Genomic DNA, 13,083 nt, shown 5'->3' with positions numbered 1-13,083 from the left:
TTAAAATGAATAACTACAGCGTTATAAAATTTATAAGGTGAATAACTACTGACTAAATTTTATGCCTTGTATTTATCCATTTTTCCTCATGAAAAAGGTGATCACTTAATTAATCAAATTGGTATAATAGGTAATGAAACTTTTAAGTGATGCCTATAAATTACCTGAGCGACCGTTTTGGTAAAGTGGATCATTTATTAGGAGAGACTCATGTCCAAATTAGGTCAGCTAAGGGGGGCATTAGTTAGCATTTACAACACAACCAAAAGTTATCAGAATGTCCTCTGCCTTTAGTGTAATTGGATTTTCATCTTCACGCCTACTTATAAAAATCTTGTTCATTCATTATCTATTGTGCGAGTTAAAATACTGCAAGGCCACTTATTATCGGTAATACAGCACCTTGCTGGATTAAATTTCAAAATAAACTGGAACCCACACACTTCACTTGAATAAATATAACCTTAACTACAATTTGTATACACCGACAGTAACTACCCATAAAGCTAGTGTGTATATAGTTTCAAGTACTTTAAAACTCAGACAGGTATTAAAATTTCAAAAACAAAGAAAAATTCCCACACACATAATGAATTTGTACAAGTCACCTTAGAAAACTTATGCGAGATGTAGGTATCTTTCTTAGATATCGTAGTGATAAAATTCTAAGGTTGCCCCAAATTCTCGATGTAAGTGGCGCTAGCCAAATTTATTATCAATTCTATTGCGCTTGTGTCAATTGGATGTTCTGGTACAATCTGTTCCAATTACAGTCAACTTTAAGTGATGTGGAGCCACATGGTTATAAAAGCGCACAGCCCAGCAGGATTTGCCGAGCAGTATATTGTAGAATCTATTTGGAATGGTGGATTTCCACCGGGTACTATTTTACCCGCTGAACGTGAATTATCAGAACTTATCGGCGTCACAAGAACGACATTAAGAGAAGTGTTACAACGTTTAGCACGCGATGGTTGGTTAACTATTAAACATGGTAAGCCAACCAAAGTTAATAACTTTTGGGAAACATCTAGCCTTAACATTCTTGAAACGTTAGCGCAGCTTGATCAAGAAGGTATTCCTGATTTAGTGGATAATTTAATGTCGGCGCGTACCAATATTAGTGCGATATATGTTCGTGGCGCAATTAAAAATAATCCAGAAAAAACCATTGAATTATTGTCAGCCATTGAAGATGTTGAAGATACTGGCGAAGCGTTTGCAGAGTTTGATTACAAGCTTAATAAAGACTTGGTTGTTGCCTCAGGAAACTCTATTTATTTATTGATTCTAAATGGCTTTAGAGGTTTGTATTCGCGCTTAGGTAGTTTGTATTATTCTCATCCGCGCGGCCGTGAAATATCACGAACCTATTATAAAAAGCTGATTGAACTAGCTAAAGCAGGCCAATGTGACGAAGCGGTATTTGCAGTTAGAAAATACGGTATTGAGTCAGGTAAACTTTGGATTGAACTAAAAGACGAAGTGTTAAAAGAGCTTGCTGAATAACTAATAATCAAGAAGCAACTGCTAAAAAATAATAACACTAAGTTAACGCTATTATATAAAGTCAACGAGGCAACTAGAGAGTTGCCTTTTTTTTTGCCAATTCATCTGGCTTTGGGCATTGTGCAATGATTTCGTCAACCCCGTGTTTATTTTCTTGTAGCAGTTTTACATCAAATTTCCACAGGTAATATAAGTGCTTTAACACTTCATCTTTAGAGTCGGCAAGTGATACTTTTTGATGCGGTATATAGCGTAAAGTTAATGAGCGATCGCCACTGACATCAGCATTAATAATTTGGATGTTGGCTTCTAGGTTACTTAAATTGTATTGGTCAGATAACATCGTGCGAATTTTTTGATAGCCACCTTGATTATGAATAGCACCCACTTCAATGTAGTTTTTATCACTGTCATCATGTAAATGAAAGAGTTTAAAATCTCGCATTAATTTTGGTGATAAAAATTGGCTTATAAAGCTTTCATCTTTAAAGTTTTCCATAGCAAAGTGTACGGTATCGAGCCAATTACTCCCCGCTATGTCAGGAAACCAAAGTTTGTCCTCTTCGCTTGGGTTTTCACATATCCGTCTGATGTCTATAAACATATTAAAACCCAAGGCGTAGGGGTTTATACCTGAATAATAACGGCTGTTATAGTCAACTTGTGCGACAACATTAGTATGGCTATGTAAAAATTCCAACATAAATTTATCAGTGACTAAGCCTTCATCGTAGAGATGATTTAGAATGGTATAGTGCCAAAAACAAGCCCAGCCTTCGTTCATCACTTGTGTTTGTTTTTGTGGATAAAAGTATTGTGAAATTTTTCGGACAATACGAACTAATTCTCGTTGCCAAGGCTTTAATAGTGGGGCATTTTTCTCGATAAAATAGAGAATATTCTCCTGCGGCTCTGTTGGAAATGTTGCCTTGGGTTTTGTGCCTTCTTTTTCATTATCGGCACCGACTCGCCAAAGCATATTAACTTGTGATTGTAAATAAGACTCACGTTCTTTTTGACGTTTTATTTCGGCTTCCATTGATATTTTTTGTGGTCGTTTATAACGGTCAACACCATGATTCATTAGGGCGTGACAGGCATCAAGACAAGCTTCAACCTCATCAATACCCTGTTTATTTTCACAATCAGCAATATATTTCTTGGCAAAGAGTAAGTAGTCAATAATCGAACTTGCGTCTGTCCATGATTTAAATAAATAGTTACCTTTGAAAAATGAGTTATGCCCATAACAAGCATGCGCCATAACAAGGGCTTGCACCGCCATAGAATTTTCTTCCATTAAATACGCAATACAGGGGTCCGAGTTAATAACAATTTCATAAGCTAAGCCCATTTGTCCGCGCTTATAGGTTTGCTCGGTTTGAATAAACTTCTTACCAAAGGTCCAATGATTATAGCCAATAGGCATGCCAACGCCTGCGTAGGCATCCATCATTTGTTCGGCGGTGATCACTTCAATTTGGTTAGTGTAGGTATCCAAACGGTAATGTTGTGCAACACGCTCAATTTCACTTTGGTATTGTTCAAGCTTAGCAAATGTCCAATCACTGCTATCGTCAAGTCGTTCACGTTTAGTCATAAAAGCTCCAATGTATTAAATTGTTAGGCTGCTTGTACTTTTTTTCTCTTGAATAAGGCTCTAAAAACAGGATAAATATCTGCCACTGTTTTAATATGCTCAATTGAAAAAGTATTGTCGGTATCAGCAATTTGGGCATATTGTTGCCATAGGCTTTGATGAGCACGCTGGGTTATTTCGATATAACTAAAGTATCGGGTTTTTGGCAGTATACTGTCGTGCATTAATTGCTGGCAGTGCGGAGAGTCATCGGCCCAATTATCACCGTCAGATGCTTGAGCGCCATAAATATTCCATTCTTTTTCGTTATAACGCTGCGTCATTATCTCAATCATTAGCTCTAAAGCACTAGATGCGATAGTACCGCCAGTTTCTTGCGAATAAAAAAACTCATGTTCGTCAACTTCTTTTGCTTGGGTATGGTGGCGAATATAAATCACGTCGATGGTTTCATAAGTACGCGTTAAAAATAGGTATAAAAGAATGTAAAAACGTTTAGCAATATCTTTAGTGGCTTGATCCATTGAACCTGAGACATCCATTATACAAAACATCACCGCTTTTGATGTTGGCACTGCTTGTTTAGCGTAATGTCGATAACGCAAATCAAAGGAGTCAATAAAAGGCACTTTACTGATTTTATCTTTAAGACTGCCAATGGCGGTAATAAGCTTATTTTTAGCTAGAGTGTTTTCGTGTCGGTCTTGTGCTAGCAAGGTTAACTCTGCTTCAAGTATCTTAAGTTTGCGTCGCTTATCCGCGGTCATGGCAATTCTGCGCGCTATTGAGCCCTGCAATGATTTTACAATATCGATATTGGAAGCTGCGCCCTCAGCGCAATAACCTGAACGCACAGTTTTATAATTAGTTATTTTGTCTAACTGATTTTTCTCCAAGTTAGGTAACTCTAAATCTTCAAAAAGTAACTGTAGATATTCATCTTTGGAAATAGTAAAGACAAAGTCATCATCGCCTTCGCCAGAATCACTAGCATTACCTTGGCCGCCTTGTCCTTGCTGTTGTGGTGGCCGCACAATGTGGTCGCCAGTAGTAAACTGGTCGTTACCTGGGTGTATACGGTCTTTAATACCACCACTACCTTGATGAAAAACTGGTTCGTTTAAGTCTTTCTTAGTAATGGTAATATTTTCACCACTGGTGATATCGGTAACGCCACGTTTATTGACTGCCTCAGAAACAGCTTGTTTAATTTGGCTTTTATAACGTCTAATAAAGCGCTGTCGGTTGACCGTACTTTTGTTTTTACTATTTAATCGCCTATCGATAAAGTTTGTCATATATGCTCCTAACTTAGTCATTGTGGAGGCACTAAGTACAAGCTAAGAAGATTTTCTTACGCGTAAATACCATTCAGAAAGTAATCTGACTTGTTTTTTGGTATAGCCCTTAGTCATCATGCGCTCAACGAAGTCATCATGTTTTTGTTGATCATCGTTGGAAGTTTTATTGTTAAATGAAATAACAGGTAATAAGTCTTCGGTATTTGAAAACATTTTTTTCTCAATAACTACGCGCAATTTTTCGTAGCTGGTCCATAAAGGATTTTTACCATTGTTGTTGGCTTTAGCACGTAGCACAAAGTTGACAATTTCATTTCTGAAATCTTTTGGATTACTGATACCCGCGGGTTTTTCTATTTTTTCCAATTCATTATTGAGCGCTTCTCGGTCAAATAGTTGCCCCGTTTCAGCATCACGGTATTCTTGGTCTTGAATCCAAAAATCAGCGTAAGTCACATAACGATCAAAAATATTTTGGCCATATTCAGAATAAGACTCCAAATAAGCAGTCTGAATTTCTTTGCCGATAAACTCAATATACTGTGGTGATAAGTAACCTTTGATAAAGGCTAGATAGCGCTCACTAATCTCTTTAGGCAGTTGTTCTCGTTCTATTTGCTGTTCAAGTACGTAAAATAAATGCACCGGATTTGCTGCCACTTCTAAATGATCAAAGTTGAAAACACGGGATAATATTTTAAAAGCAAAGCGCGTTGAAAGCCCTGACATACCTTCGTCAATACCTGCATAGTCTCGATACTCTTGATATGACTTTGCTTTTGGATCGGTATCTTTTAAGCTTTCACCGTCGTACACACGCATTTTAGAATAGATACTTGAATTTTCAGGATCTTTTAGGCGTGACAGTACCGAGAATTGTGCTAAGGTTTCTAAGGTGTCTGGTGCGCATTGGGCATTATTTAATTCACTGTTTTCTAGAAGTTTTTGATAAATTTTCACTTCTTCAGAAACCCGCATGCAGTAAGGCACTTTAACAATATAAACTCGGTCTAAAAAGGCCTCATTATTTTTATTATTTCTAAAGGTTGTCCATTCAGACTCATTGGAATGAGCCAGTAAAATGCCATTAAATGGCAGGGCAGAAAGGCCTTCTGTTGGATTGTAGTTACCTTCCTGTGTTGCCGTTAAAAGTGGATGTAGCACCTTAATGGGTGCCTTAAACATTTCAACAAACTCCATTAATCCTTGGTTGGCACGACATAAAGCGCCTGAGTAGCTATAAGCATCAGGATCGTTTTGGGCAAAATGCTCTAATTGGCGAATATCTACCTTACCGACCAGAGCAGAAATATCTTGGTTGTTGTCATCTCCTGGCTCGGTTTTAGCCACAGCAATTTGGTCAAGAATAGAAGGATAAATTTTTATTACTTCAAACTTTGCTATATCGCCTTTGAACTCATGCAAACGTTTTGCAATCCAAGGCGACATGATGGTACCGAGGTAACGTTCAGGAATATTATATTCTTGTTGCAATATTTTGCCGTCGGCATTGGCATCAAATAAACAAAAAGGGTGATCATTTACTGGACTGCGTTTGCCGTTTGCACTCAGCACATAAATCGGCTCTTGTTGTATTAACGCTTTTAACTTTTCAGCCAATGACGACTTACCGCCACCAACAGGGCCAAGTAAATAGAGAATTTGTTTCTGCTCCTCTAAGCCTTGTGAGGCGTGAGTTAAATAAGCCACAATTTGTTCTATGGCTTCCTCCATACCATAAAAATCTTTAAAAGCGGGATAACGGGCAATAACCCGATTGGAGAAAATTCGGCTTAAACAAGGCTCATTTGAGGTATCTATCATGTCTGGTTTGCCAATAGCTTTTAACAGCCGCTGCGCTGCACTAGCATAGGCCATAGGGTCATGACGACATAGACTAAGGAAGTCTTGAATTGAATAGCACTCTTCTTGTGCTTCGTCGTAGCGTGATTGGAAATGTTGAAATATACTCATAATCGCCTCCAGAAGATAAATCGTTCAGATTGGGCTGATAATTCGACTATTTGAGCTTCGACTATTTGAACAATGTTACTTATCAAACCCGATATAATTATTAGATTATTTTTCTACCATGACTATTTTACTTAATATAAGCATAAGTCTAGGTGCTAATTATGAAAGCGGTTAAATATTAGCGAAAAGAATTGTAACCACATGATGTTAATGAGCAGGCTATGTGGTTGAATAGATAACAAGGTATGTTAGTTAAATTTGTAGCAAATAAAAAGGCCAGCAATTAATGCTGACCTTTTAAGTTGAAATTAATCTACTTTAGCGATTACGCGAAGTTTGCTGAGGCAAAATCCCAGTTCGCTAACGCCCAGAAAGCTTCCATGTAGCTAGGACGAAGATTACGGTAATCAATGTAGTAAGCATGTTCCCATAAATCTACTGTGATAAGCGGTGTAACACCTTCATCAGTCAGTGGCGTCGCAGCGTTTGATGTATTAACAATAGCAAGGCTGCCATCGGCATTTTTAACTAACCATGTCCAACTTGAACCAAAGTTATTAATAGCACTGGCAGTGAATTTTTCTTTAAACTCTGCAAATGAACCAAAGTTTGCATCAATAGCGGTTGCTAACGCGCCTGTTGGCTCGCCGCCGCCGTTAGGGCTTAAGCTATTCCAGTAAAACGTATGGTTCCAAATTTGTGCCGCATTATTGAAAACACCAGCTGTTGATGATTTAACGATGTCTTCTAAAGATTTTCCTTCAAAATCAGTACCTTCAATAAGACCGTTTAACTTTACAACATAAGTATTGTGGTGCTTACCATAGTGAAACTCTAAGGTTTCTTGTGAAATATGTGGTGCTAGTGCATCCATGGCATATGGTAGTGCTGGTAATTCGATAGTCATTATATTCTCCAGATAGTGATTATAAAAAATTATTCTTATGCTAATTTAAAGAGGTAGTTTGTTTTTCTAAAACCTAGTAAACTACTCAAGTATTAAAGCTTACATAGTTTACTCAAGTATATAGGTATTACCATAGGTTTTATCAAGGCTATTATGTTTTAATATATAAGTTTTTTGCTTTAGTATTTATTGTTCTGTTTATTTTCATCAGTTTTACTTTAAGTACTGAGCACAATAAGTATTAATTTTTGAGGTTATTATGGATACAATCGAACGCATTAAAGAACAAATCAGTGAAAACAGCATCCTTCTTTACATGAAGGGCTCACCAAAATTACCAAATTGTGGGTTCTCTTCACAGGCTTCTCAAGCATTGATGGGCTGTGGTGAAAAGTTCGCCTATGTTGATATCTTACTAAACCCTGATATCCGTGCTGAATTGCCAAAATATGCTGATTGGCCAACATTTCCACAACTATGGGTTGATGGCGAACTTGTTGGCGGTTGTGACATCATTATGGAAATGTATCAGCAAGGTGAATTACAAACCTTGATCACTGAATCTGCCGCTAAGCATAGTGCAGTAGAAAGTTCAGAGTAACGAGCTAATTATTACTTAATACCGCCACATTCAAGTGGCGTTAAGATTAAATAATTCGTATGGTAATGCTTTACAATTTTACCAAGAACACGGTGAAGTATGTTCTGGAGGTAAAAAAAGACGATAAAAGCACGGTGGCGGCAACAGAAGGTGCTGCTGCATAATTTATAGCTAATGCTGATAAATTTTACGCTTAAGTTAATTTACCCGTTAAAAAGCCGCTTCTAGCGGCTTTTTTTGTGACTGAAATTTAAAAATGATTGAAAAATAGTGCTTCACAACTAAGCTCATATCAAGAAAACTATATGATTAGTCCGGTTAGATTAAAAAATCACTATTTATTACAAAAACTGGCTAAACAATAAACCCATCAAGGATTGCTGATGTTTTATCCAACATTCATTTATGAAAGTCTGCCGTACGCTTATTTTTTAGTTTGTGCTTATTTAATGGCTTTTTACGACACTTGGCCGGTGTTTGTATCTGTAGGTTTATTCTATGTTGCCGGCTGTGCAACTTTGGTTACTCGCTCAGGATATCGTCGCCTTGATCGTTATAAAGCGACTGAAAAACAGCCAAATAACAAAAACACTTTACCTGAATGGCTGTACGAATACCTGCCTTATAGTTACTTTGGCCTTGCTACGCTCATGCTACTAAAAACTAGTTTACCTGCCTTACAGTTTTTAGCTTTTCTTTTAATGATGGTCGCATTGAAAAATTTGCTTTTCAGAGTCAGTAATCGCCGAAAAGCAAAGTCGTTATTTTAAGTGCAGTAAGCTAATTGTCGCAAATGTGTAATACAGCAATAAATCTACAATTATTCTTCAGCTGAATTTACTTGTATAGCCTCTTCAGGTTGAATTAATGGCCAGCCACCTAGCTGTTGCCATTTATTAACAATATAACAAAATAACTCAGCTGTTTTTTCTGTGTCATATAACGCCGAATGCGCTTCACTGTTATTAAAATCAATTTGCGCTGTCGCACAGGCTTTTGCTAACACCGTTTGCCCTAATGCTAGCCCTGATAACGTCGTGGTATCAAAACTAACAAAAGGATGAAAAGGTGAGCGCTTAATTGAACAACGTTGAGTAACTGCATTCACGAAAGCTAAATCAAAGGCCGCGTTGTGCGCGACGATAATCGCGCGTTGGCAACCTGCAGCTTTCATTTTTTTTCGCACGAATTTGAATATTTCAGTAATTGCCTTCTTTTCGTCTACTGCGCCACGTAACGGGTTAGTGGGATCGATACCGGTAAATTCTAATGCTGCGGGCTCTAGGTTAGCGCCTTCAAAAGGGTCAACATTAAAATGTATGGTCTCATCTAAACTGAATTGGCCGCTAGTTTCACCTAAGGTAAGTGTTGTTGCGGCAATTTCCAGTAAGGCATCGGTTTGTGAATTAAAACCGGCGGTTTCAACATCAATAACGACGGGGAAGTAGCCTCGAAAGCGTTGAGAAAATAGTGATTTTTCAGCATTAGTGTTAGTCGCTGTTTTATTATCAGACATAAAGGCAATGGGTACTGGTTAGCAAAAATATTACTTGAGATTATCGCAGAAATAACCCGTTAAGACACCACCCAAAACTAAAAGCGCCTAATTTTTTTTTGGCTATATTTTAATTAACTGTTAAAGTTATTGATGATTTTGTCGATAGTAAAGATGTCGCTATAAAATTTATCTTAATTGGCAAGAAATTATTTTTATGAAAAAAATTATTACGCTCGTTACATTATCATTATGTATTGCCCAAACTAATGCGGGGGTTAGGCAATATCGTGCAGATATTGCAAAATCTACTTGGCAGTTAACCGATAATTCTCGCTTGCAATGCACCTTATCACATCAAATTCCGCGCTATGGCGAAGCCAAATTTTATAGTTCAGCCAACCGAAAAATGAATATGGAATTTGAACTGGAAATGATGCGCTTACCTGACCGTTACTCTTTAGCTGAGGTGCGTTCTGAAGCGCCTAATTGGCGACCTGGAATTGCTGGTAGAACGTTAGCGAATATGACGTTACATAAGCAATTCTCACCCGGTCTACCGAAAAAAATTGCCTGGAATATGCTTAATGAGCTTGATCAGGGCATGAGCCCAACATTTTATTATAACGATTGGTATAGCGACAACGATAAAATTACGGTCGGCTTATCTACAGCACGTTTTCAGCAAGCCTATCAAGCCTTTGTCAGTTGTGTGAGCAATTTACTCGATTTTAACTTTGATGATATCTCCTATACTGTGCTTAATTATCAGTTTGGCTCTGATAAATTAACCAAAGCATCACAAAAGCGGATGAATATGATTGTTGAGTATTTAGCACTCGATTCTAAATTAGACCTAGTGCTAATTGATGGCTATTCAGATAGTTACGGCGGTAGAAATACTAACATGAAAATGTCACAACGCCGGGCAAGTAAAGTTAGAGAGCTTATTGTCAGCAGCGGCATTGACGCGAGTCGCATTGAGGCGAATGGTTACGGCGAAAAACGCCATGTAGCGTCTAATGAAACCATAATCGGTCGTGGCAAAAACCGTCGCGTTGTTATCCGTATGGAACAGCCATAGTCTTTATATCAGCCAATTAAAAAATAAATAGCGCTTGAAGAGGCCTGTAGATTCACTGTAATCTACAGGCCTTTTTAACTTTGGATGTGATTTATGAAATTTTTAGTTCGCCTTGTTGCCACTACGTTTTGTGTTGTACAGCTTGCGTGGGTTCAATTAGCCTCGGCGCAAGCAGCTGATGCATTAACTTATGCAAATTATAACCAAGTAAAAATTAGCCACCTTTATTTAGACTTGAATGTTGATTTTGAGCAAAAGTCATTAAAGGGCTTTGCTGAACTAAGCCTCAACTGGCTGAACGATGACGCGGCTAATATTTATTTAGATACCCGCGATTTAGACATTCATCGTGTTATGGCAAAAAATGCCAATAATCAGTGGGTAAAATTAAATTACCAGTTGGCTAAGCGCGACGATGTGATGGGCTCAAAGCTAACTATTAACACACCTTTTCAAACGCCAATGATTAGAGTTTATTATAACTCATTGCCGCAAGCCTCTGGCTTACAGTGGCTATCTCCTGAGCAAACCGCCGGTAAAGACAAACCGTTTATGTTTAGTCAAAGCCAAGCCATTCATGCTCGTTCATGGATACCAATACAAGATACCCCCAGCGTGCGCATGACTTACAATGCTCGCATCACCACTCCAGATGATTTGTTAGCGGTCATGAGTGCTAACAATAAACCTGACGCTTTGCGTGATGGCGATTATTCGTTTGCTATGCCGCAAGCTATTCCGGCTTATTTAATTGCTATTGCTGTGGGTGATTTACAGTTTAAAGCCATGAGCAAGCAAACCGGTATCTATGCCGAACAATACATTCTAGATCGCGCCGTTGCTGAGTTTGATGATACACAGCTGATGATTGATGAAACTGAAAAGCTTTTTGGTGCCTATCGTTGGGGTCGATATGACTTATTAGTATTACCGCCAAGTTTCCCTTTTGGTGGTATGGAAAACCCAAGATTGTCATTTATTACCCCGACAGTGATTGCAGGTGATAAAAGTTTAGTCAACTTAATTGCTCACGAACTAGCACATTCTTGGTCAGGCAACTTAGTGACTAATGAAAGCTGGCGCGATTTATGGTTAAACGAAGGTTTTACCAGTTATGTTGAAAACCGTATTATGGAAGCGGTATTTGGCGCCGATAGAGCTTTGATGGAACGCGCATTAGATGCGCAAAATTTAAGTTATGAAATGGCGGAGTTACCGCCAGGCGACACACAATTGTATATCGACCTTAAAGGCCGTGATCCCGATGATGCTTTTTCTGGTGTACCTTACACTAAAGGGCAGTTATTCTTACTGTATTTAGAAGAAAAATTTGGACGTGAAAAATTTGATACTTTCATCATGCAATATTTTGATGATCACGCTTTTCAAAGTTTAGGTACCAAAAGTTTTGTTATTTATCTAAAAGCTAATTTAACTGATAAATACCCTAATATCGTCAGTGATGTCGAACTTAATGAATGGATTTATGAACAAGGTTTACCGAGTTACGCCCCTAAGCCACGCTCAAATGCTTTTATTAAAATTGATGATACTATTTCAAAATGGACCAGTGATCAGCTTGAGTTGGTGCAAATACCGACACAAAATTGGACCTTACATGAATGGTTACATTTTATTAATAATCTGCCTTTGAGCATTTCTAACCAGCGTATGACAAGTTTAGATAAAGCCTTTAACTTAACCAAGAGTACCAACGCTGAAGTTGCTCATGCTTGGTATTTGTTAGCATTGCGCTCTGGTTATGACGTGGTGTATCCAGCTATGGCTAGCTACTTAGAATCAATAGGTCGACGCAAGTTAATTGTGCCTTTGTATGAAGAGCTAGCAAAATCAACCAAAGGTAAGCAATGGGCACAAGCGGTTTATAAAAAGGCACGTCCAGGTTACCACCCACTAGCACAAGGTACTGTTGACGCTATTTTGTTAAATTAATATCAACTTAAGTCCAGTTGTTGCGATCAATGACTGAATTGATGATCGAGTTAGCTAATTAATATTTAAAAGTTAACATAATAAAAAGCAAAAAAAACATCGCTATTTGCGATGTTTTTTTATGTCTAGCAATGTGCTTTGAACTTTTTATACAAATAATTATGGCTCTACTGTGCGTTTATCAACAATGATATCAACCTGGCGTAGCTTATTTTGCTGTGAAATAACCACACGTATTTGCTGTAAATCTTTTTGGTAGTTTAAGGTTAAGCGGCCACGTTTACGTTCGCGTTGAATCGGCTCACCATAATTTTTATTATAAAATGCTATCACGGCATCTTCAGTTACTGAGGTGAAGTAATTGATCACCACAGGTGTTTTATCATTAAATTTGGCAAACACGCGCGCGCCTTCAATGACTGGAATATCAATTTTTTCCATAGTACTTTTTTCTGACTTAATACTTGCGGCGTTAATGCTAAAACTTAACATTAGCAGCAATAAAGTACAGGATAAAAATGAAGTCTTGGGTATACAGCCCAGTGATTGCATTGCCAGTTCCTTTTAAATTTCAATGTAATATTAATAATAAACTTTAAGCCAGTTCACCAACGCTATGATCATTTATATTAATTAAAATCACCAATAATAGGCTTGTT

The 13,083-nt window shown here is 37.8% G+C and carries 11 protein-coding genes; 5 read left to right on the top strand and 6 right to left on the bottom strand.

The genetic code is table 11. The features are described 5' to 3' along the window. Positions 1–798: 798 nt before the first annotated feature. Positions 799–1,509, top strand: coding sequence for a fatty acid metabolism transcriptional regulator FadR (gene fadR / locus ESZ39_RS03330; protein ID WP_146878378.1), 711 nt, complete (start codon positions 799–801; stop codon positions 1,507–1,509). A 73-nt stretch (positions 1,510–1,582) separates the two neighbouring features. Here fadR and ESZ39_RS03325 read toward each other — a convergent pair whose 3' ends face one another. The 4 genes from ESZ39_RS03325 to ESZ39_RS03310 all read right to left on the bottom strand — a co-directional run bounded on the left by ESZ39_RS03325 (position 1,583) and on the right by ESZ39_RS03310 (position 7,291). Then, positions 1,583–3,109 (bottom strand): SpoVR family protein, encoded by a 1,527-nt coding sequence (locus ESZ39_RS03325; protein WP_146878377.1) that lies wholly within the window; start codon positions 3,107–3,109, stop codon positions 1,583–1,585. Between the two features lie 23 nt (positions 3,110–3,132). After that, complete coding sequence (locus tag ESZ39_RS03320; RefSeq protein WP_146878376.1) at positions 3,133–4,407, bottom strand: YeaH/YhbH family protein; 1,275 nt, start codon at positions 4,405–4,407, stop codon at positions 3,133–3,135. Positions 4,408–4,449: 42 nt separating this feature from the next. Beyond that, positions 4,450–6,384 (bottom strand): PrkA family serine protein kinase, encoded by a 1,935-nt coding sequence (locus ESZ39_RS03315; RefSeq protein WP_146878375.1) that lies wholly within the window; start codon positions 6,382–6,384, stop codon positions 4,450–4,452. Positions 6,385–6,709: 325 nt separating this feature from the next. Beyond that, positions 6,710–7,291: a Fe-Mn family superoxide dismutase gene (locus tag ESZ39_RS03310; protein ID WP_146878374.1), complete on the bottom strand. Its 582-nt coding sequence runs from the start codon at positions 7,289–7,291 to the stop codon at positions 6,710–6,712. Between the two features lie 259 nt (positions 7,292–7,550). Here ESZ39_RS03310 and ESZ39_RS03305 point away from each other — a divergent pair, with 259 nt between their 5' ends. Both ESZ39_RS03305 and ESZ39_RS03300 read left to right on the top strand, forming a co-directional pair. Then, the gene (locus tag ESZ39_RS03305) at positions 7,551–7,892 is read left to right on the top strand and encodes a Grx4 family monothiol glutaredoxin (RefSeq protein WP_146878373.1); all 342 of its coding nucleotides are present in this window, start codon (positions 7,551–7,553) and stop codon (positions 7,890–7,892) included. A gap of 383 nt (positions 7,893–8,275) precedes the next feature. Next, positions 8,276–8,662 (top strand): hypothetical protein, encoded by a 387-nt coding sequence (locus ESZ39_RS03300; protein ID WP_146878372.1) that lies wholly within the window; start codon positions 8,276–8,278, stop codon positions 8,660–8,662. Positions 8,663–8,712: 50 nt separating this feature from the next. On the opposite strand, the gene rnt is transcribed toward ESZ39_RS03300, so the two are convergent. Beyond that, on the bottom strand, positions 8,713–9,408 hold the full coding sequence (gene rnt, locus ESZ39_RS03295; RefSeq protein ID WP_146878371.1) for a ribonuclease T: 696 nt from the start codon (positions 9,406–9,408) through the stop codon (positions 8,713–8,715). A gap of 196 nt (positions 9,409–9,604) precedes the next feature. Here rnt and ESZ39_RS03290 point away from each other — a divergent pair, with 196 nt between their 5' ends. Together ESZ39_RS03290 and ESZ39_RS03285 are read left to right on the top strand one after the other, a co-directional pair. Then, entirely contained in the window at positions 9,605–10,471 is an 867-nt protein-coding gene (locus tag ESZ39_RS03290; protein ID WP_146878370.1) for an OmpA family protein, read from the top strand. Positions 10,472–10,564: 93 nt separating this feature from the next. Beyond that, positions 10,565–12,424 carry a M1 family metallopeptidase gene (locus ESZ39_RS03285; protein WP_146878369.1) on the top strand — a complete coding sequence of 620 codons (1,860 nt, stop codon included), beginning with the start codon at positions 10,565–10,567 and terminating at the stop codon, positions 12,422–12,424. A 159-nt stretch (positions 12,425–12,583) separates the two neighbouring features. On the opposite strand, the gene ESZ39_RS03280 is transcribed toward ESZ39_RS03285, so the two are convergent. Continuing rightward, positions 12,584–12,976 (bottom strand): hypothetical protein, encoded by a 393-nt coding sequence (locus tag ESZ39_RS03280; RefSeq protein WP_146878368.1) that lies wholly within the window; start codon positions 12,974–12,976, stop codon positions 12,584–12,586. Between the last annotated feature and the right edge of the window lie 107 nt (positions 12,977–13,083).

Origin of the sequence: Colwellia sp. C1TZA3 (assembly GCF_007954265.1) — a bacterium.
Lineage (GTDB): Bacteria > Pseudomonadota > Gammaproteobacteria > Enterobacterales > Alteromonadaceae > Cognaticolwellia.
Note: the sequence above shows the minus strand (reverse complement) of the source record. Positions and strands in the feature narration are given on the sequence as shown.

Coding starts and splice junctions, on each gene's coding strand:
- fadR (WP_146878378.1), top strand. CDS start 799: ATGGTTATAAAAGCGCACAGCCCAGCAGGATTTGCCGAGCAGTATATT.
- ESZ39_RS03325 (WP_146878377.1), bottom strand. CDS start 3,109: ATGACTAAACGTGAACGACTTGACGATAGCAGTGATTGGACATTTGCT.
- ESZ39_RS03320 (WP_146878376.1), bottom strand. CDS start 4,407: ATGACAAACTTTATCGATAGGCGATTAAATAGTAAAAACAAAAGTACG.
- ESZ39_RS03315 (WP_146878375.1), bottom strand. CDS start 6,384: ATGAGTATATTTCAACATTTCCAATCACGCTACGACGAAGCACAAGAA.
- ESZ39_RS03310 (WP_146878374.1), bottom strand. CDS start 7,291: ATGACTATCGAATTACCAGCACTACCATATGCCATGGATGCACTAGCA.
- ESZ39_RS03305 (WP_146878373.1), top strand. CDS start 7,551: ATGGATACAATCGAACGCATTAAAGAACAAATCAGTGAAAACAGCATC.
- ESZ39_RS03300 (WP_146878372.1), top strand. CDS start 8,276: ATGTTTTATCCAACATTCATTTATGAAAGTCTGCCGTACGCTTATTTT.
- rnt (WP_146878371.1), bottom strand. CDS start 9,408: ATGTCTGATAATAAAACAGCGACTAACACTAATGCTGAAAAATCACTA.
- ESZ39_RS03290 (WP_146878370.1), top strand. CDS start 9,605: ATGAAAAAAATTATTACGCTCGTTACATTATCATTATGTATTGCCCAA.
- ESZ39_RS03285 (WP_146878369.1), top strand. CDS start 10,565: ATGAAATTTTTAGTTCGCCTTGTTGCCACTACGTTTTGTGTTGTACAG.
- ESZ39_RS03280 (WP_146878368.1), bottom strand. CDS start 12,976: ATGCAATCACTGGGCTGTATACCCAAGACTTCATTTTTATCCTGTACT.